The 19,867-nt window shown below is 64.6% G+C and carries 19 protein-coding genes; 9 read left to right on the top strand and 10 right to left on the bottom strand.

Features of this window, described 5'->3' with window-relative positions; genetic code table 11:
- The first annotated feature begins 37 nt into the window (after window positions 1-37).
- From metG to nth, 3 genes are read left to right on the top strand one after another with little or no spacing between them, the layout of a single operon-like run.
- Window positions 38-2,074 carry a methionine--tRNA ligase gene (gene metG, locus HSDC_RS03695; protein ID WP_064698543.1) on the top strand — a complete coding sequence of 679 codons (2,037 nt, stop codon included), beginning with the start codon at window positions 38-40 and terminating at the stop codon, window positions 2,072-2,074.
- A 9-nt stretch (window positions 2,075-2,083) separates the two neighbouring features.
- Window positions 2,084-3,058, top strand: coding sequence for an RnfABCDGE type electron transport complex subunit B (locus HSDC_RS03700; protein WP_064698544.1), 975 nt, complete (start codon window positions 2,084-2,086; stop codon window positions 3,056-3,058).
- A gap of 21 nt (window positions 3,059-3,079) precedes the next feature.
- Entirely contained in the window at window positions 3,080-3,715 is a 636-nt protein-coding gene (gene nth, locus HSDC_RS03705) for an endonuclease III (protein WP_064698545.1), read from the top strand.
- Window positions 3,716-3,749: 34 nt separating this feature from the next.
- Here nth and HSDC_RS03710 read toward each other — a convergent pair whose 3' ends face one another.
- The 7 genes from HSDC_RS03710 to HSDC_RS03740 all read right to left on the bottom strand — a co-directional run bounded on the left by HSDC_RS03710 (window position 3,750) and on the right by HSDC_RS03740 (window position 10,211).
- Entirely contained in the window at window positions 3,750-3,944 is a 195-nt protein-coding gene (locus HSDC_RS03710; RefSeq protein ID WP_013332487.1) for a hypothetical protein, read from the bottom strand.
- Between the two features lie 18 nt (window positions 3,945-3,962).
- Window positions 3,963-5,171 carry a YeeE/YedE family protein gene (locus tag HSDC_RS03715; RefSeq protein ID WP_064698546.1) on the bottom strand — a complete coding sequence of 403 codons (1,209 nt, stop codon included), beginning with the start codon at window positions 5,169-5,171 and terminating at the stop codon, window positions 3,963-3,965.
- Between the two features lie 71 nt (window positions 5,172-5,242).
- Entirely contained in the window at window positions 5,243-6,208 is a 966-nt protein-coding gene (locus tag HSDC_RS03720) for a sulfurtransferase (RefSeq protein ID WP_064698547.1), read from the bottom strand.
- Between the two features lie 138 nt (window positions 6,209-6,346).
- Window positions 6,347-7,369, bottom strand: coding sequence for an ArsA family ATPase (locus HSDC_RS03725; RefSeq protein ID WP_064698657.1), 1,023 nt, complete (start codon window positions 7,367-7,369; stop codon window positions 6,347-6,349).
- A 9-nt stretch (window positions 7,370-7,378) separates the two neighbouring features.
- Window positions 7,379-7,672, bottom strand: a complete 294-nt coding sequence (locus HSDC_RS03730; RefSeq protein WP_064698548.1) for a cory-CC-star protein — start codon at window positions 7,670-7,672, stop codon at window positions 7,379-7,381.
- A gap of 14 nt (window positions 7,673-7,686) precedes the next feature.
- On the bottom strand, window positions 7,687-9,360 hold the full coding sequence (locus HSDC_RS03735) for a carbon starvation CstA family protein (protein WP_064698549.1): 1,674 nt from the start codon (window positions 9,358-9,360) through the stop codon (window positions 7,687-7,689).
- A gap of 173 nt (window positions 9,361-9,533) precedes the next feature.
- Complete coding sequence (locus tag HSDC_RS03740; RefSeq protein ID WP_064698550.1) at window positions 9,534-10,211, bottom strand: glutathione S-transferase family protein; 678 nt, start codon at window positions 10,209-10,211, stop codon at window positions 9,534-9,536.
- A gap of 172 nt (window positions 10,212-10,383) precedes the next feature.
- Here HSDC_RS03740 and HSDC_RS03745 point away from each other — a divergent pair, with 172 nt between their 5' ends.
- The 4 genes from HSDC_RS03745 to HSDC_RS03760 are packed head-to-tail and all read left to right on the top strand — an operon-like array spanning window position 10,384 to window position 15,736.
- Complete coding sequence (locus tag HSDC_RS03745) at window positions 10,384-10,755, top strand: response regulator transcription factor (protein ID WP_064698551.1); 372 nt, start codon at window positions 10,384-10,386, stop codon at window positions 10,753-10,755.
- On the top strand, window positions 10,755-12,797 hold the full coding sequence (locus HSDC_RS03750) for a 3'-5' exonuclease (protein WP_064698552.1): 2,043 nt from the start codon (window positions 10,755-10,757) through the stop codon (window positions 12,795-12,797). The genes HSDC_RS03745 and HSDC_RS03750 overlap by 1 nt, the downstream gene beginning before the upstream one ends.
- Window positions 12,794-12,979, top strand: coding sequence for a hypothetical protein (locus tag HSDC_RS03755; protein WP_064698553.1), 186 nt, complete (start codon window positions 12,794-12,796; stop codon window positions 12,977-12,979). The genes HSDC_RS03750 and HSDC_RS03755 overlap by 4 nt, the downstream gene beginning before the upstream one ends.
- Before the next feature lie 6 nt (window positions 12,980-12,985).
- On the top strand, window positions 12,986-15,736 hold the full coding sequence (locus HSDC_RS03760; protein ID WP_064698554.1) for a sensor histidine kinase: 2,751 nt from the start codon (window positions 12,986-12,988) through the stop codon (window positions 15,734-15,736).
- Window positions 15,737-15,852: 116 nt separating this feature from the next.
- Here the strand turns inward: HSDC_RS03760 and HSDC_RS03765 are convergent, their stop codons facing one another.
- Window positions 15,853-16,167 (bottom strand): HlyU family transcriptional regulator, encoded by a 315-nt coding sequence (locus HSDC_RS03765; protein WP_064698555.1) that lies wholly within the window; start codon window positions 16,165-16,167, stop codon window positions 15,853-15,855.
- Window positions 16,168-16,188: 21 nt separating this feature from the next.
- Complete coding sequence (locus HSDC_RS03770; protein ID WP_064698556.1) at window positions 16,189-17,409, bottom strand: argininosuccinate synthase; 1,221 nt, start codon at window positions 17,407-17,409, stop codon at window positions 16,189-16,191.
- A 166-nt stretch (window positions 17,410-17,575) separates the two neighbouring features.
- On the opposite strand from HSDC_RS03770, the gene rnt reads away from it, so the two are divergent.
- Window positions 17,576-18,241 (top strand): ribonuclease T, encoded by a 666-nt coding sequence (gene rnt / locus HSDC_RS03775; protein ID WP_064698557.1) that lies wholly within the window; start codon window positions 17,576-17,578, stop codon window positions 18,239-18,241.
- Window positions 18,242-18,430: 189 nt separating this feature from the next.
- Here rnt and HSDC_RS03780 read toward each other — a convergent pair whose 3' ends face one another.
- Entirely contained in the window at window positions 18,431-18,775 is a 345-nt protein-coding gene (locus HSDC_RS03780; protein WP_064698558.1) for a Grx4 family monothiol glutaredoxin, read from the bottom strand.
- A 156-nt stretch (window positions 18,776-18,931) separates the two neighbouring features.
- Between HSDC_RS03780 and argF the strand changes: the two genes are divergently transcribed.
- Window positions 18,932-19,852 carry an ornithine carbamoyltransferase gene (gene argF / locus HSDC_RS03785; RefSeq protein WP_064698559.1) on the top strand — a complete coding sequence of 307 codons (921 nt, stop codon included), beginning with the start codon at window positions 18,932-18,934 and terminating at the stop codon, window positions 19,850-19,852.
- Window positions 19,853-19,867: the final 15 nt, after the last annotated feature.

Genomic DNA, 19,867 nt, shown 5'->3' on the forward strand with positions numbered 1-19,867 from the left:
TCGCCACGTCACGCTTCACGGGAAACCCAACGTCGCCATGTCGAATACCGCTCAGCGCAAGATCCTGGTCACCAGCGCCCTGCCCTACGCCAACGGCGCCATTCACCTGGGCCATCTCCTGGAATACATCCAGACCGACATCTGGGTGCGCTTCCAGAAGAGCCGTGGCCACGACTGCCACTATGTCTGCGCCGACGATGCCCATGGCACCGCCATCATGCTGCGCGCCGAACAGGAAGGCATCACCTCGGAGGCGCTGATCGACCGGGTTTCCCGCGATCACCAGGCGGATTTCGCCCGCTTCGGGGTGGGCTTCGACAACTATCATTCGACCCACTCCGAGGAAAACCGCTACTTCAGCGAGTTGATCTACACCCGGCTGCGTGACAAGGGACATATCGCCACCCGCGACATCGAGCAGATGTACGACCCGGCGAAGGGGCTCTTCCTGGCCGACCGCTTCATCAAGGGCACCTGCCCGAAGTGCCGGACCGAGGACCAGTACGGCGATAACTGCGAGGCCTGTGGCGCCACCTACACCCCGGCGGAGTTGATCGATCCCGTCTCGGCGATCTCCGGGGCCACGCCCGAAGTGCGCAGCTCGACCCACTACTTCTTCAAGCTGCCCGACTTCGCCGACTTTCTGCATGAGTGGATCAACGACGGCCATGTACAGCCGCAGATCCGCAACAAGCTGCTGGAATGGTTCGAATCCGGCTTCAACGAATGGGACATCTCCCGTGACGCTCCCTACTTCGGCTTCGAGATTCCCGACGCTCCCGGCAAGTACTTCTATGTCTGGCTCGACGCGCCGATCGGCTACCTGGCAAGCTTCAAGAACCTCTGCGATCGCGAAGGCATCGATTTCGACGCCTACTGGAACAGCGATTCCGAGGCCGAGGTCTACCACTTCATCGGCAAGGACATCGTCTACTTCCACGCCCTGTTCTGGCCGGCCATGCTGCACGGCGCCGAGCTGCGCACGCCCACCGCGGTGAACTGTCACGGCTTTGTGACCGTCAACGGCGCCAAGATGTCCAAGTCCCGCGGCACTTTCATCAAGGCCGCCACCTACGCCGAGCACCTGAATCCGGAATACCTGCGCTACTACTTCGCCGCCAAGCTCACCGCCGGCGTCGACGACCTGGACCTGAACCTTGAGGACTTCGCCCAGCGCGTCAATTCGGACCTGGTCGGCAAGGTCGTCAACATCGCCAGCCGTTGCGCCGGCTTCATCAAGAAGCTCGGCGGCGGCAAGCTCTCCGCCCATTGTGCCGAGCCCCAGCGCCTGGCACGCTTCATCGCCGCCGGCGACGAGATCGCCGAGCACTACGAGACGCGGGAATTCGGCCGCGCCATGCGCCGTATCATGGAACTCGCCGACGAGGCCAACACCTACATCGCCGATGCCGAGCCCTGGGTGCTGGCCAAGCAGGACGGTCGCGAGCAGGAGGTGCTCGACATCTGCTCGGTGGGCATCAACCTGTTCCGTCAGCTGATGGTCTACCTGGCGCCCGTGGTACCGGCCATGGCCGAAGACGCCCGGCGCTTCATGCAGCTCGACAGCCTGTCCTGGGAAAGCCGCCATACGTTGCTGCTGGATCACGCGATCGCCAAGTTCAAGCCTTTGATGACACGTGTCGAGACCGACCGCATCGACGCCATGATCGAGGCGTCGAAGGAGGACCTGGTGGAAGAACAGAAACTCAAGTCAACGCCCAAGGGCCCCTTGGCCGACGACCCGATCGCCGACGAGATTGCCTTCGATGACTTCGCCAAGGTCGACCTGCGGATCGCGCGGATCGCCAAGGCCGAGTATGTCGAGGGGGCCGACAAGCTGCTGCGCCTGACGCTGGATATCGGCGGCGAGACCCGCAACGTCTTCGCCGGCATCCGCTCCGCCTACGCCCCTGAGGCGCTGGAAGGCCGACTGACGGTGATGGTCGCCAACCTGGCGCCTCGCAAGATGCGCTTCGGGGTTTCCGAGGGTATGGTGCTGGCGGCCGGCGACGACGACGGCATCTACCTGCTCGAACCGCATTCCGGCGCGCAGCCCGGCCAACGGGTAAGGTAAGCCTGCGCGGTGACGGAACAGCCGACCCTGATCGAGGCCATCGACGCCACGCTGCCGCAGACCCAATGCGGCAAGTGTGGCCATGATGGCTGTCGTCCCTACGCCGAGGCCATCGCCGAAGGCGAGCCGATCAATCGCTGCCCGCCCGGCGGCGACGAGACCGTCGTGCGCCTCGCGGAGCTGACCGGCCGCTCCGCATTGCCGCTCGAGCAGCCCGCCCAGTCACCGCTGGTCGCGCAAATTCGCGAGGACGAGTGCATCGGCTGCACCAAGTGCATCCAGGCCTGTCCGGTGGACGCCATCCTCGGCGCCGCCAAGCAGATGCATACCGTGATCGAGAGCGAGTGCACCGGATGCGAACTGTGCGTAGCGCCCTGTCCGGTCGACTGCATCGACCTGCTGCCCCACCCCGAGTGGCAAGCCGCCGAAGACGCGCAACAGCGACGTGATTACCTGGCGAAACGCGCGACACTCGGCCGTCAGCGCCACGAAGCGCGCAACCGGCGGCTGGCCCGCCAGGCCGAAGAAAAGCGACGCCGCCGCGCCGAGCGTCAGGCAATACGCCGTACATCCCCGGACGCAGGCGCCGGCGGCACACCAGCCAGTGCCTCGAACAATCTGCGCACGACCCGGGTCAGCCTGCTTGCCAGCCTCAAGCGCCTCGACCGCCAGCGGCAAAGCGATGAACTCAGTGCCGAAGAACGCCAGTCGCTCGAGCAGCGCGCCCATGATCTGCGCTCACGTCTCGCCGATATCGACCGTCAGCTGGAAGGCACCCAAGGCGCGACCCCGACGACATCGGCCGAGCGCCAGCGGCGTTTCGCGGTCAATGCCGCCGAGCAAGCTCGGCGTCGTGCCCGCCAGCAGTTGGCGCACGCTCAGCGTCAGGGCGACGACGACGCCATCGACGCCGCCCGTCATCAGCTCGAACGCGCCGAGCGCATGCTCGAGCAGGCTCGCGACGCTCTCTCCCGCCCGTCCTGATCATCCCGGAACCGATCTGTCATGAACGCTCAGAAACGCCACGAGATCTTCGTCAGATTGCGCGAGCACAATCCCGAGCCGACCACCGAGCTCAACTGGAGCACGCCCTTCGAACTGCTCGCCGCCGTCCTGCTGTCCGCGCAGGCGACCGACGTGGGCGTCAACAAGGCCACCGCACGGCTGTTTCCGGTCGCCAACACGCCCGCGGCCATCCTCGAGCTGGGCCTGGATGGCTTGAAGGAACACATCAAGACCATCGGCCTTTACAACACCAAGGCCGAGAACCTGATGAAGACCTGCCGCCTCCTGGAAGACAAGCACGGCGGCGAGGTGCCCCGTTCACGCGCCGCCCTAGAGGCCCTGCCGGGCGTCGGCCGCAAGACGGCCAACGTGATCCTCAACACCGCCTTCGGCGAACCCACCATTGCCGTGGACACCCATATTTTCCGGGTTTCCAACCGCACCGGCCTGGCCAAGGGCAAGAACGTCAACGAGGTGGAACAGAAGCTGCTGCGCTACGTGCCGAAGGAATTTCGCAAGGATGCGCATCACTGGCTGATCCTGCACGGCCGCTACACCTGCGTGGCGCGCAAGCCCCGTTGCGGAAGCTGCGTGATTGAAGACCTGTGCGAATACCCGGACAAGGTCGATATCTAGGAAAGCGCTTCAATGCCCACGCAAGCAGGGCCAACTACTCGCGCGTCGACGGACAGGGCGCACCGCAGGGAGCACAGGCACTGGCGTCCCGCTGCATCAACGTGGTCTTGGCACGCCCATCGCCCATGTTGAAGGCAAAGGTGGGGCTGTTCAGGTGATCGACGAGGATCAGCACCAGAATGGCCAGCAGGATCCCGACGATACGGTGACGCTTATAGGCATCCGACATGGTCGTCTCTCCTCGTGATCAATTGGCCAGACGGAACCAGGGCCGCAGGCGAATACCCACCAGCGAACCGGCGAAAGCACAGGCAAACCACACCCAGGCGTGCACGCTGGCCGAGGCTAGCCCGGAGAACAGCGCACCGATATTGCAACCGAAGCCCAGGCGAGCGCCATAGCCGAGCAGCAGACCACCCACCACCGCGGCAAGAAAGGGGCGCCCCTGTGGCTTCTGTCGACTGGCCTCGTTGAAACGGCTCGCCATCCCGGCCGCCAGCATCGCCCCCAGCAGCAGGCCGAAGTTCATGACCGACGGAATATTGACAAGCACCGAGTCGGACAGTGCCTGGGCGGGATAGACCCAGTTCCAGAACTCGAACTGGCCCATGTCGACACCGACCGCCTGCAGCGCCTTGGCCCCCCACAGGTTGAAGGCGAAGGTAATTCCCCAGGGCGAACCGCCGATAAGCAGCGTCAGGGCATTGCCGACGGCCAGTACCAGGATCGCCCAGAGAAAGGGCCAGCGCCCCGTGAACAGAGCTCGCCACGCCCTTCCCTCGGCCGGGAGAAGACGCAGCTCGCCGTGCTCGATTTCGCCATGGGCGCGGCGTTCGATGCGGTTGACCCAGAGCGTCACCGCGCCCAGTCCCAGCCATTGAACGGCGATGGCGCCAGTCACGCCGACACTGTCGATGAGACTGATCGGGTCCACCGCCGGCAGGTCGAGCCACCAGGGCAAATGGATCGAACCAATCACCGCCCCGATGATGAAGAACAGCAGCGTGACCAGCATCCGCAGATTGCCGGCCCCCACCGTGAACAGGGTACCCGAGCCGCAACCCCCACCGAGTTGCATGCCGATGCCGAACAGGAAGGAACCGACGACCAACGAGGTGCCCACCGGAGCCACGGCACCGATCATGTTTTCACGACCACTCCCCAGAAGGGGCACCATGATCAGAGCGGTCAGGGCGAACAGCAGTAGCTGAGCGCGCATGCCGGCCCCACGCTTCTTGGTCACCAGGTTGCGCCAGCCCGCGGTGAAACCGAAGGCTCCATGGTAGAGCGCCACCCCTAGCAAACCGCCGATGGCGAACAGCGCCAGCAGAAAAGGCGCGGTCTCCAGGTAGATCAGGCCGCCCAGGACCACCATGCCGAGCAGCGCCAGGCCCACCACGAAACGATCCACGCCCGCCTCACGCACCGGCGGCGCGGCACTTGCCACTTGACTCATGCGCTTCTCACCTTGAAAGACTCCATTGCGATGACGCAGGCGAAAGGGACTGAAAGACTTCTCGCCATCGCTCAGCTACCCAGCCCGAAGATCTCGAGCACCTTGCCGAGGCCACGCTTGGCAACGGCCAGGGGGCGCTCCTCGTCCTGCGTCCACTCGGCCATCGAGCCATCGTAGAGGGACACATCCTCGAACCCAGCGATCTCGCTCAGCACGAACCAGTCCGTCGCCGCCCAGTGCCCGGTATTGCAGAAGGATACCGTGGGCCTGTCGCCCTGAAGCCCGGCCTCGCGAATGCGCGATTGAATCACGTCCTGATCCAGGTACCAGGCTTGCTGGCTTTCCCCCAGCAGGGTCTGGTGCGGCAAGTTGCGCGAGCCTGGAATGGTGCCCGGCGCCGTGGCGGCCGGCGACTGGTTTTCACCACGGAAGTAATCGGCGGGCCGGGCATCCACCAATTGGGAGCCCCGTTCACGCGCCGACGTCACTTCATCGGCCGTGGCCAGCAAGTCCTCGCGCAGTTGCCCCTGAAAGTCAGCGAATGCCGGACGCTTGGAGGTGCCGCTCGCCACCTCGTGTCCCTGTGCCTGCCAGCCGGCGAAGCCGCCATCGAGAATGGCCACCTCATCATGGCTCAGCACCTTGAACGTCCAGTAGACACGCGCCGCGCTGCCGAAATCCGTCGGTCCGGTACCTGCCGGCACGATGACGACGGTATCGTCGTTGTCAATGCCCAGGCCGCCGATCAGCCGCTCCAGGCTGGAGATCGGCGGCAGGAGACCGGACACGCCATCCCGGGTCTCCCGCCAGCCATCGTCGGTATAACTGCTGTAGAGACTGCCGGGGATATGGCCCGCCTCGAAACTGCCGCGATCGCCGCCATCATCGATACCGGACCGAACGTCCAGCACCACCAGGTTATCGTCGCCGAGCCTCTGAGCCAGCCAGTCGGCCGTCACCAGAGGCGGAACATCAGCCGCCAGGGCCGGTGATATGCCGAGCACCAGCAATGCCGTCGTCAACATGGACCGCCACATAATACTTGACTCCACTACTGGGGTTTAGAGGCATCCATTATCCGACTCATGATTTCGACTTCAATATGTTTCAAGAGAATAAATCGTCAGACTCTCGGAAGGCATCGGCATAAGGGAAAGGCAGGATACTCGCCGAGATCACAACCCCTCGTCTTCCAGATGGTCGGCCAGGGTCTCGAGTACCGGCAGTCCCTGCACATCCGAAGGCAGCCAGGGTAAATGCGGCCGCGGAAGGTGTGAGAAGTCCTCATCGATGCGCGCCAGATAGCTCGCCTCCTGCCGACGCCGCGCCGCCAGGAAATCGCCATCGGCGTTCTCCGGCAGCACGCGGTTGACTAGCGCCGCCGCGACCGGAATGCCCGCCTGCTCGAGCGAACTCACCGCACGTCCGGTCTCGAGGATCGGCAAGCGTTCCGGGGTCAGCACGAACAGGAAGGCATTGGCTTCGGCATCCTCGATCCGCCGTCGCGCCTGGTGAAAGAGACGGCGACGCGCCAGCAGCGTCTCGGCGATGTCCCGAGTGCGCGTATCCAGGCTGTCACGTTTGCCTTCGGCACCCTCGTCGAATGGCGAATCCAGGTCTCGGCCGGAGCCGGGCGTCAGATGATCGAGCACCTTGCCCAGCTTTTCGGACTTGCGGTTGTGGGCCAGCAGGCCATCGGTCCAGGCGGCCATGGCTTCCGGCAAGCTCAGCAGGCGCAGGGTGTGCCCGGTGGGCGCGGTGTCGAAGATGATCAGATCATAGGGAGCCTCATCATCGGTCATCAATCGCGACAGGCGTTCCAGCAAGGCTGCTTCCTGGGTGCCCGGCGACTGTCGCGACAACCGCATCTGGCGCTCCAGCTCGTCCATCATGCCTGGCGCGGCGTACCGGCGCATCTGCGCCGTCACCCGGGAGAGATGAGCCTCGACCTCGATATCCGGGTCGATCTCCATGGCATCCAGGCCCGGCTGAACGCGGCGGGGGCTATCACCCAACGACGTGTCGAAAACGTCACCAAGGCTGTGGGCGGGGTCCGTCGATGCCACCAGGACACGACGCCCTCGCCGTGCGGCCAGTACGCCAAGCGCGGCGGCGACCGAGGTCTTGCCGACGCCACCCTTGCCGCCAACCCAAAGCAGGCGGCGTTCGAGCAGTTCTCTCAACGATTCATCCGGCATGCTCGACACTCAGCAACAGCGAAAGTCGTCCAGCGGCGAGCGCTCCATGCCCATCCGCTGATGCCAGTCGTGGAAGCGCTCCATCAACAATGGTTGCAGCTCCAGGGTGTAGTAGCCGACCGGATTCGGCATGCCCATCAGCTCAGAGAAGACCAGCAGCATGAACAGGTCGTCCTCATCGCGACGCGCCCGGGCGATGGCGCCCCGGTAAGGGGCCGAATAGGCCTCTTCGGCCAGGTAGCGGGCCCGACCGAGCCAGCGCCGCCAGCGCCGGGCCAGAGCTTCATCCCGAGCATCGCGCATCCTTCCCTCCTGCCTTATTTCGCTGCCGCCTGGGCCTCGCCGCGCAGACGCTTGATCGCCGCGGTGCATTCCATGGCCACCAGGACGGAAGCGATCAGCACCACGATATCCAGCCCCAGCAGGAAGTAGTTGCCTGCCTCGTAGAAGCTTCTCAACTGGGCCAACAGCGCCAGCACCGTTACGATCACCAGGAAGACCAGAGGCACCAGGGTATACCAGACAGGACGCCCCTTGCGCACCAGCATCACCGAGACGACCAGCAGCGTCAGCCCCGCCAGTAGTTGATTGGTGGTACCGAACAGCGGCCAGATGATCAGCCCGCCGGAGCCATCGGCGCCAGCCCCGAAGGCCAGGACCAGGCAGCTCCCCACCGCCAGCAGTGTGGCGATCGCCGGCTTCTTCATCCAGGCCAGGTCATAGATCTCCCCCCATTCCTGGAAGATATAACGCTGCAGCCGCAGGCCAGTATCCATGGTGGTACCGGCGAACAGCGCCGCCATCACCGTCAGCAGCGTCGCCGCCGTGGCCTCCGGAATACCGATGCCATTATGGATGATGAAGGCACCGCCCTCGACGAAGGCATTCACGCCGCCCTGGCCGAAGGCATCGTACATTGCCTGCCAGTCACCGAGGCTGGCAAAGCCGGCGGTGGCCGCCAGGATCGCGCCCAGCGCCAGCATGCCTTCGCCGACGGCACCGAAGTAGCCGACGAAGCGTACATCCTTCTCGCTGTTGAGCTGCTTGGAGGTGGTGCCCGAAGCGACCAGACCATGGAACCCGGAAATGGCACCGCAGGCGATGGTCACGAACAACAGCGGGAACAGCGAGGGCGTCCCGGCCGGCACATTGCTGTTGATGCCGGGCGCAACGATCTCGGGGTTGAGCACCGCAATCGCGCCGTAAAGGATGATCAGCCCGATGAACAGCTGCAGGCCGTTGATGTAGTCGCGAGGCTGCAAAAGCATCCAGACCGGCAGCAGGGAAGCGATGGCGGCATAGCCGAACAGGATCAGGATCCATATCGCATTGCCCGGCATGAACCCGACCTCGGCGGGCATCTGCACGGGCACCGATGGCCCGATGCCGATCAGCGCATACAGCGCCAGCACACCCAGCAGCGACACCAGCCCGAGCCCGATGATCCGCCGATAGATCAACTGGCCGATGACCAGTGCCACCAGGATGGCTCCCCACACCGGCACCACAGCCGAGGGAAAGTCCATCATCAAGCCGGCGATCACCACCGCGAAGACCGCGTTGACCATCAGCAGCAGCAGGAAGATCACGATCATGAAGACGCTTCGCGCCCGTGCCCCGACCACCTCACCGGTGAGCGCCCCCACCGAGCGCGCCCGATTGCGCACGCTGGCCCAGACCGCGCCGGCATCGTGTATCCCGGCGAAGAAAATGGTACCCAGCACGACCCAGAGAAAGGCCGGCAGCCAGCCCCAGATCACCGCAATGGCCGGCCCCACGATGGGCGCCGCCCCGGCGACCGAGGTGAAGTGGTGACCCCAGAGCACGTAGCGATTGGTGGGGACGAAATCGACACCATCCTCGAACTCATGGGCGGGCGTCTGGAAATCGGCGGTCAGGCGAAAGACCTTTTCGGCGATGAACTTCGAGTAGACGAGATACCCGAGTCCCATCGCGCCAAGGCCCAGGACCAGAAGCAGCACGGCACTCATGCGCTGTTGTCTCCTTGGAACAGGGGGCGGGAATGTGAACGACTATTCATTAGCAAGCTTTGCATTATGCGACGAAACGCCGCGCGAATCCATTGCGCTCACACGTGGTACGAAGGTAAACCACTGATTTTCACGGGAGACAAGACCAAAGTCGTAGAGCGTGGCGATACCGCTTACACCACCGAGAACTCGCCTCCTCGCTCAACGGCCCGACGATATGCCTCACGTTCCCGGCAGCGCACCAGGAAGTTCGCCAGGTTCGGCAGCTTCGCGAGGCCACCGCGGCTTTCCAGCGCCAGGATCGGAAAGCTCATCTGGATATCGGCCGCCGAAAAATGCTCGCCGGCAAACCAGGGCGACTCGGCCAGGGCATCGTTCCAGAATCCCGCCAGCTCGCGCAGCCGTGGCCCCAGGAAACGCCGCTCGACACCCTTGGCGAACTGTCGCCCCAACGGGCGCATCAAGGCCGGCACCGGCGGTTTGTCCAGCCGCGAGAAGACCAGTCGCATCACCAACGGCGGCATCGCCGAGCCCTCGGCATGATGCAACCAGAAACGATAATCCTCGCGCGCGTCACTGCCGGCCGGCGGAACCAGCTTCCCCGCCTCGTCGAAGCGCTCCACCAGGTACTCGAGAATGGCGCCCGATTCGGCCACCGCCCGACCATCGCGACCTTCGTCGGTGATCACCGGCGCCTTGCCCAGCGGATGCACGTCCTTGAGCGACGCCGGCGCCAGCATCGTCTCGGGATCGCGCCGATAGGTCACGAGCTCATAGTCGACACCGAGTTCCTCGAGACACCAGAGCACTCGCTGTGAACGCGAGTTTTCCAGATGGTGAACATGAATCATGGAATCCCTCCCTGCTCGAATGCAGTCGCCAGTCTAGATGACACCGGCGGTGCCGACGACCCCGTGCCTGCCCCGGACGTGTTGGCCCAAGGTCGTCTTTGCCCCACCTGGCGAGGCCACTAGACTGCCCAGAAAGGCCTCGTCAATCACAATGAAGCAAGAGGAAGTGCGCATGGCCAGTGTGCTGGTGGTCGACGACGAACCCAATATCGTCCTGTCGCTGGAATTTCTGATGGAACAGGCCGGCTTCGAGGTCACCACCGCCGAGGATGGCGAGACCGCGCTGCGTTTCATCGCCGACGACGCGCCCGACCTGGTGTTGCTCGATATCAGCCTGCCCGGCATCGGGGGCTTCGAGGTCCTCGAGCGCCTGCGCGGCGATTCCGCTCACCGACATCTGCCGATCATCATGCTCACCGCTCACGGCCGTGAGGTGGAACGCGAGAAGGGCCTGGCCCTGGGCGCCGATGACTATATCACCAAGCCTTTCTCGACCCGGACGCTGGTCGACAAAGTTCGAGCCCTGCTCGACAAGGACGCCTGATGGCCTGGCGCGTATCCGGTCTACCCCGCCGCCAGCGCCTGGTCGGCCTGTGGTTGTTGCTCAGCGGCGCCGGCCTGCTCGGCGGTGCACTCTTCGCCGCCTGGCTGGACAGTCTCTACCAGCCCCATGGCATGGCCCGCCTGGCCCTGTGGCTCGGCTGTTTCTCCGGCGGTGCCATCCTGCTCGCCTCGGGCTTCGTGCTCGAACGCAGGCTGTTCACGCCCTTGCGTCACCTGCAAGGCCAGCTTGCCCGCCTGGCCGCCCATCCCGATGCCCCCGAGGTGTCACCGCCGACAGGCTGGCTGCGCGACCTAGGGGCCGACCTGGCTCGCATCCATTCGGCCTGGCAGGAGGACCGCCGACGGCTGGACGATGCCCGCACCGAAGGTGCGCGGGATGCCACACGGGTCAGCCAGCGGCTCGAAGCCCTGCTGCAGACGCTGGACACTCCCTTGCTACTCTGCGATCGCCACCACCGCCTGTTGCTCTACAACCAAGCCGCCGAGCGACTCTTCGCCGGTCACCCGGGCCTGGGGCTGGGCAAGGCCCTCGGTGACCTGTTGCCGACGAAGGGCCTCACCGAGATCATGGCGACATTGTCCGAGCATGGTGGCTGTCGCGAAGTATTGATCCCGCATGACGAGCACTGGCTGCATGTCGATCTGCGGCGGCTCACCGGCGACGAGACCCTGCTGACGCTCACCGACGCCACCACCACCTGGGCGCGCGAATTCGGCCCCCAGGCCGACGTCGATCGCCTTCTGCCGGCGCTGCGCCGCCATGGCGCCGGCCTGATCAGCGCCGCCGATGCCCTCGCACACCTCCCACGCGACGACTCCCCCGAACTACGTCGGCGACTGGAAACCGTCATCGATGAGGAAGGCGACGCACTGGGCGCCAGCCTGGAACGCCTGGGTGAAGCCCATGACGCCCTGCGTCGCCAGGGCGAGCGTCTGGTGCCGCTCTGGTCCAACGACCTCTGGGCGGCCCTGGACGAACGGTTGACCACACCGACCATCACGCCCGTGGGCATGCCGGCCTGGCTCAAGGGCGATGCGCCGGTGCTGCTCGAGGCACTCGCCGGCTTGCTCGAGACGCTCGCCGAACAGACGGGCCTTGCCGAATTCGACGGCGAGCTGTGTCTCGGCAACCACCGGGTCTACCTGGACATCTGCTGGCAAGGTGAGACACTGCCCCATCGCCGTCTGGAAGACTGGCGACATCGGCGCCTCGAACGCCTCCCTCATTCCCCCAGTGTCGAGGATGTACTGCGCCAGCATGCCAGTGATGTCTGGAGCCTTTCCGACGGTAACGGGGCAAGGTTGCGCCTGCCCTTGCCGGCGCTGCCCCGGACCGGAGCGCCTCGCCAGGCCATTCCACCGCGCCCGGAATTTCACGATTTCGATATCGCCAACCTGCCGGCCCCGGATATCGAACGCGCCCACCACGCCTTGCATGAACTCGAGATCGTTGCTTTCGACACCGAGACCACCGGCCTGGCCTTGCGCGAGGGAGACCGACTCATCAGTCTCGGCGCCTGCCGTATCGTCAATGGCCGGCTCCTGGCCGACGAGACCTTCGAGCAGCACGTCGATCCCTGCCGGCCGATTCCGCCGGCCAGCACCGCCATCCATGGCCTGAGCGACCGGGATGTCGCGGGAGCGCCGACGGCCGATCAGGTCCTGCCGCGCTTTCGCGACTATATCGGTAACGCTGTTCTGCTGGCCCATAACGCCGCCTTCGACATGCTGGCCATCCAGACCGGCGCCGCCGATTTCGACATGCCGATAATCGATACCCTCCTGCTTTCGCGCGCCCTCGACCCCGGCCTCGACGGCCACGACCTCGATACCCTGGCGGCGCGTTACGGCCTGCGCTTTGCCCCCGGCACCCGCCACACCGCCCTGGGCGATGCCAGGGTAACCGCCCGACTATGGCTGGCCTTGAGGCGTCGACTCGAGGCCCGTGGCATCGAGAGCCTGTCGGATGCGCTGGCCTTCCAGGCGACGGCCCTCGATCGGGAGGATGCCTGCACCCCATGAATGCCCCGCGCCGCAAGGAGCGTCTCGTCGCCCTGATCGCCCTGGCCACGACGCTGTTCACGCCGCCGCTGCTACTGATCGCCGATCGTCTGGAGGGCGGTCTACCGCTCTATCTGTTCCTGGCCTGGGGCGTCGTCATCGCCATGATGGCCTGTTTGATGGAAGATCGGCGCGGGGAGTGAAGGCCCATGAGAGACGATGTCGTGGTCCTGGCGATCGCCTTCGGATATCTGGCGCTGCTCTTCGTCATCGCCGCCTGGGGGGATCGACGCGCCGAGCAAGGGCGCTCGGTCATCGGCTCCCCGACCGTCTATGCCTTGTCCATTGCCGTCTACTGTACCGCCTGGACCTTCTACGGCAGCGTCGGCCGAGCCGCCGAAGCCGGGCCGGGCTTTCTGCTGATCTACCTGGGGCCGACGCTGGCGATGTTCATGGGGCCACTGGTGATCCGCAAGATGGTGCGCATCGCCGCCACCCATCGCATCACCTCCATCGCCGACTTCATCAGCGCCCGCTACGGCAAGAGTGCCGGCCTCGGTGCGCTGGTCGCTCTGATCGCCCTGATCGGTACCACGCCCTACATCGCCCTGCAGCTCAAGGCCATCACGCTGAGCCATGCGATGCTGGTCGACTACGCACCTGAAGGTTCCATGGCCACCGCCGAGACGAGTTTCTGGGCCGACCGCTCCTTCTGGGTGGCATTGGTGCTGGCCGTATTCATCATTCTCTTCGGGACTCGCCACCTGGACGCCAGCGAACGCCATGAGGGCATGGTCGCCGCCATCGCCTTCGAATCGCTGGTCAAGCTTGCCGCCTTTCTGGCAGTGGGCATCTTCACCGTTTTCGTGCTCTATCAGGGACCGGCCGACCTCTTCAGGCAAGTTGCCGCCACGCCGGCCCTCACCGAAGCCCTGAGTCTGTCGTCGGTTCCTGGCGGTGCGCTCGGCTGGGTGGGCATGCTGGTACTGGCCTTCCTGGCCTTTCTCGGTCTGCCACGTCAGTTCCAGGTGCTGGTGGTGGAGAATGTCGACGAACGGCACATCCAGCGTGCCGCCTGGTTGTTTCCCCTCTACCTGCTGGTCATCAATCTGTTTGTGATCCCCATCGCCATGGCCGGCCTGCTCGGAGGCACCGGCGAGGATCCGGACAGCTTCGTGCTGACCCTGCCCATGGCGGCGGGCGTCGATGGCCTGCCGGTACTGGTCTTTATCGGCGGCCTCTCGGCGGCCACCGGCATGATGATCGTCGAGACCATTGCCTTGTCGACCATGGTCAGCAACCAACTGGTCATGCCCTTGCTGCTGCGTTCACGGCGCCTGCACCGCAGCCACTCGGGGTCCCTGGCCAACCGCGTGCTGGGCATTCGCCGCATTGCCATCCTCGGCATCCTGCTGCTCGGCTACAGCTACCACGCCTTGATCGGCGATGCCTACAGCCTGGTCACCATCGGCCTGGTGTCCTTCGCCGCGGTCGCGCAGTTCACGCCCGCCCTGCTGGTCGGTCTCTACTGGCGCGGCGCCAATCGACTCGGCGCGGGACTCGGCATGTCCGCCGGCATCCTGGTCTGGGCCTGGACCCTGCTGATCCCTGGCTTCGCCCAATCGGGCTGGCTGAATGCCGACTTTCTGGACCAGGGCCCCTTCGGCATCGCCTGGTTGCGCCCTTATGCGCTATTCGGCCTGGAAGGCTGGGACATCTACACCCATTCCCTGCTCTGGAGTCTTCTCGCCAACATCGGCCTGCTGGTCGGGGTCTCGCTGTTCAGCCGCGCCTCGCCGCTGGAACAGGCCCAGGCCGCCTTGTTCACCGAAGCGCTTCATCCACGGCTCGACCAGAGCTCGCTATGGCGCGGACATACCCTGCGAGGTGAGCTGCGCGCCTTGCTCGACCGCTACCTAGGCACCACTGCGGCCCAGCGCGTCTTCGCCGACCATGCGCCCGACGATGACGACCAGTCGGCCTCCACAGCCCTGGTCGCCCGGGCCGAACAGGCCCTGGCCGGCGCCCTGGGCAACGCCTCAGCCCGGGTGCTGATCGATTCGGTGGTTCGCGGCGAGGCACTGGATCTGGACTCGATCCTGCGAATCCTCGATACCACCTCCGAAACCCTGGAGATGAACCGCCGTCTCGAGCAGAAATCCCGGGAGCTTGCCCGCATCGGGCAGGAGCTGCGCGAGGCGAATGCCCGCCTGCGTGAGCTCGACCGCCTCAAGGACGAGTTCGTGGCCATGGTCAGTCATGAGCTGCGCACGCCCCTGACCTCGATCCGCGCCTTCGCCGAGATACTCCGCGACAATCACGAACTTCCCCAGCAGCGTCGCGAACATTTCCTGGATGTCGTGGTAAGGGAAAGCCAGCGACTGTCACGCCTGATCGAGGAGATCCTCGACCTGGCTCGCCTGGAAAGCGGCCGCCTACCCCTGGAGCCGCAGCGGCTGGATCTGGTGACCCTGACCCGCCAGGCCATGGAGGCGATACACCGCCCTCTGGAGAAACGCGGCATCGCGCTGACGTCCTATTTCGAGGTCGACAGCGCCGAGGTGATCGGCGACCCGGATCGCCTGGAACAGGTGATCATCAACCTGATCGACAATGCCGGCAAGTTCGCCGATCCCCACGCTCCCCGGGTCTCGCTGCACCTGGCACAACACCGGCAGGGCTTCCGTCTCGCTGTCTCCGACAACGGCACGGGTATCGACGAAGCCGAGCGCGAACGGGTCTTCGAGAAATTCCACCAGCTTCCCCATGCCGACACCACGCGAAGCAGGCCGCGCGGCAGCGGACTTGGCCTGCCCATCAGCCGCGGGATCGTCGCCCATCTGGGCGGTCGGCTATGGATCGAGGACGCTTCCAACCTCAGTGGTGCTTGCCTGGTGATGGAACTGCCGGAGGCACCGCACGAGGTCGACGATCTGTCTGGCAGCAACGCCGATGACTAGTCATGTCGAGGGCTAGGCGTGTCGATGCCTCGCCCGACGGACATCATGACGGGCAGGAACGAAAAACGGCGCCACCAAGGCGCCGTTTCTCATCGCAGGACAATACGAGCGTCAAGCTAGCGCGCGTCATCGAACAGGGCATCACCCAGCTCGTCGATCAAGCGCTCGGCCTTGCTGATCATCAAGGCATCGCAGGCTTCCCGACCGGGGACCACATCGGAGCGCTCGAAACGCTGCTCGCGTGGCTCGCCGCCCTCCGAGGCCGGCTTGCGAATCCAGCCGCTGACGCGGAACTGACCGCCCACATCCTCGGGCTGGGACACGATCACATAGCCCTTGTACTCCACCGGTTCGCCCTCGACGGACGTCGATCCGGTGCGGGACTCCCTCGCTCCCCCGCCGAACAGGCCGGATAACAGTTTCTTCAGCATGACGCTCTCCCTCGACGTCGCTCAGTCCTGCTGGCGGCCCTTGCCCGCCGCAATCCGCAGCCGCAACGCATTGAGCTTGATGAAACCTTCGGCATCCTTCTGATCGTAGGCGCCGGCATCGTCCTCGAAGGTCGCGATGGACTCGTCGAACAACGAGGCATCGGAACGGCGGCCGGCCACAGTGGCATTGCCCTTGTAGAGCTTCATGCGCACCACGCCGGAGACGTGCTTCTGAGTCTCGTCGATGGCGGCCTGCAGGGCACGACGCTCCGGGCTCCACCAGTAACCGTTGTAGATCACCTCGGCGTACTTGGGCATCAACTCGTCCTTGAGATGAGCCTCTTCGCGGTCGAGGGTGAGCGACTCGATGGCACGGTGGGCCCGCAGCATGATGGTGCCCCCGGGGGTCTCGTAGCAGCCGCGCGATTTCATGCCCACATAGCGGTTCTCGACGATGTCGAGACGGCCGATGCCGTTGTCGCCACCCAGCTGGTTGAGCTTCGACAGCACCTCATGGGGCCGCATCGGCTCGCCGTCGATGGCCACGATGTCGCCCCGCTCGAAGGTCAGCTCCACATAGGTGGGCTTGTCCGGAGCGGCTTCCGGCGACACGCTCCAGCGCCACATGTCCTCCTCGGCCTCGACCCAAGGATCCTCGAGGTTGCCGCCCTCATAGGAAATGTGCAGCAGGTTGGCATCCATGGAGTACGGCGACTTCTTCTTCTGGCTGGAGAAGTCCACCGGGATATCATGCTGCTGGCAGTAGGCCATCAGCTTCTCGCGGGAATTGAGGTCCCACTCGCGCCACGGCGCGATCACCTTGACGCCGGGCTTGAGCGCATAGGCGCCCAGCTCGAAGCGCACCTGGTCGTTGCCTTTGCCGGTGGCCCCGTGGGAGATGGCATCGGCGCCGGTCTGATTGGCGATCTCGACCAGTCGCTTGGTAATCAGAGGGCGCGCGATGGAGGTACCCAACAGGTACTCGCCTTCATAGATGGTGTTGGCACGGAACATCGGATAGACATAGTCGCGCACGAACTCCTCGCGCAGATCCTCGATGTAGATCTCCTCGACGCCCAGCGCCTGGGCCTTGGCACGCGCGGGCTCGACTTCCTCGCCCTGGCCGATGTCGGCAGTGAAGGTCACCACCTCGCAGTCGTAGGTCTCTTGCAACCACTTGACGATGACGGATGTGTCCAGGCCGCCGGAATAGGCGAGCACGACCTTCTTGACATCGGACATGCTGAGAGCTCCTCTAGGTGAACGGTGAGCGTCGTGAAAGCCCGATTATAGCGCGCCATGCCGAGCGCGAATACCGGCGACGGGACGAGTCGGTCCCGAAATGCTAGACTCTCGCGTTTCGGGACTTTCGTGCCCAGCTTTTCGTGCCCAGGACAAGGAGAGGCGCATGACCGAGGCGGTCACCCGCGAACTCATGGCGCAGCGCTTTCGCAGCTTCCTGCCCGTGGTGGTGGACCTGGAAACCGGCGGTTTCAACGCACAGGGCGACGCGATACTCGAGATCGCCGCGGTCACCCTGACCATGGATCCCGAAGGCAACCTGATGCCTGACGCCACCTATGCTTACCATGTCACCCCCTTCGAGGGCGCCAACGTGGAGCAATCGGCGCTGGACTTCACCGGTATCCGCCTCGACGACCCGTTGCGTCGACAAGTCGCTGTCAGCGAGGCCGAGGCGCTGGGAGAAATCTTCCGGCCGGTCCGCAAGGCCATCAAGGCCCATGGATGCACTCGTGCCATCCTGGTCGGCCATAATGCGGCCTTCGACCACGGCTTCCTCAACGCCGCCGTGGAGCGTTGCGCCATCAAGCGCAACCCCTTCCATCCCTTCTCGAGCTTCGATACGGCCTCGCTGGCCGGCATGGTATACGGCCAGACCGTGCTTGCCCGTGCCTGCCGTGCCGCCGGCATCGAATTCGACAACAGCGCCGCCCACTCGGCCCGCTACGATACCGAGCGCACCGCCGAACTCTTCTGCGCCATGATCAATCGCTACAAGGACCTCGGTGGCTGGCGACTGGCGCAACGCGAACAAGGGGTCGAGGAGCCATAGGCCATCACCTTGAAGTTTGAAGAACGCCGCTTCGCGGCTGGAAGAGAAAAGCAGGAAAGAAAGAAGTAAAAAAAGAAAAGAAGTAGAGAAGCGGGAAGAAAACACCCCTGCAGCCATGCTACAGGGGTGTTCCTCTTCCGGCTTCGAGCTTACGCCCACGGGGCGGGCGATCTTCCGGACGCAGGCCGCTCAGCCTTCCGGCTGATCGTCCTGATGCTTGGCGGCGGTTTCCTTGATCAGCGTCTCCAGCTCGCCGTTCTGGTACATCTCCACGACGATGTCACAGCCGCCGACCAGCTCGCCTTCCACCCACAGTTGCGGGAACGTCGGCCAGTTGGCGACCTTGGGCAACTCGGCACGAATATCCGGGTTGTCCAGCACATTGACGAAGGCGAAGCGCTCGCCGCAGGCCATCAGCGCCTGGACGGTCTGGGCGGAGAAACCGCACTGCGGTAGCTGGGGCGTGCCCTTCATGTAGATCAGGATCGGGTTCTCGCTGATCTGCCGCTGAATGTTCTCGACGGTGGTACTCATTGTGCTTTCCCTCTGAATCGCGTGTTGACCATCGCATCAGGCAATACCCGAGCACGCTGGTCGGCCTTATGATGAAGCCATTCTACTGATGCACGGCGCATTGCGCATCCCCCCGGGGGTGGCTAGGATGGTCGTTTTTTTCCGTGGAGCGATGCCATGGCTACCCGCCATTTTCTGACCCTGCTCGACCTGAGTCCGGAGGAATCTCGTTACCTGATCCAGCGCGCCATTTCGATCAAGAACGGCCTGATGACCCAAGGCCCGACCTATACGCCGTTCGCCAATCGCACACTGGCCATGATCTTCGAGAAATCCTCGACCCGCACCCGGGTCTCCTTCGAGACGGCCATGGCACAGTTCGGGGGCCACGCGCTCTTCCTCTCCCCGCGTGACACCCAACTGGGCCGCGGCGAGCCCATCGGCGACACCGCCCGGGTACTCGCCGAAATGGTCGACATCGTGATGATTCGTACCTTTTCCCACCAGGGACTCGAGGAGTACGCCTCGGCAAGCAGGGTGCCGGTCATCAATGCCCTCACCGACGACTACCATCCCTGCCAACTGCTCGCCGACGTCATGACCTGGACCGAGCTGCGCGGCACTATCCGGGGCCGCACCGCCGTCTGGATCGGTGATGGCAACAACATGTGCCACTCCTGGATCAACGCCGCCCGCCAGTTCGACTTCCAACTCCGCGTGGTCTGCCCCGAGGGCTACGAGCCCCGCCAGGACATCCTCGATGCCGCCGGCGACCGCGTGACCATCCATCGCAATCCCCAGACCGCCGTCGACGGCGCCGACCTGGTGACCACCGACGTCTGGGCCTCCATGGGCCAGGAAGAGGAACAGACCAAGCGCGAGTCCGACTTCGCCGGCTTCCAGGTCACCGAGTCCTTGCTCGATCGCGCCGCCGACGATGTGCTCTTCCTGCACTGCCTGCCGGCCCACCGCGGCGAGGAAATCAGCGAAACCCTGCTCGACGATCCTCGCGCCGTGGTCTGGCAGGAAGCCGGCAACCGCCTGCATGCCCAGAAGGCATTGATCGAGTTCTTGTTGCTGGGACGCGTCGAGGCCTGACCCGCATTGCCCCGG

It is taken from the genome of Halomonas caseinilytica, assembly GCF_001662285.1.
GTDB lineage: Bacteria > Pseudomonadota > Gammaproteobacteria > Pseudomonadales > Halomonadaceae > Halomonas > Halomonas caseinilytica.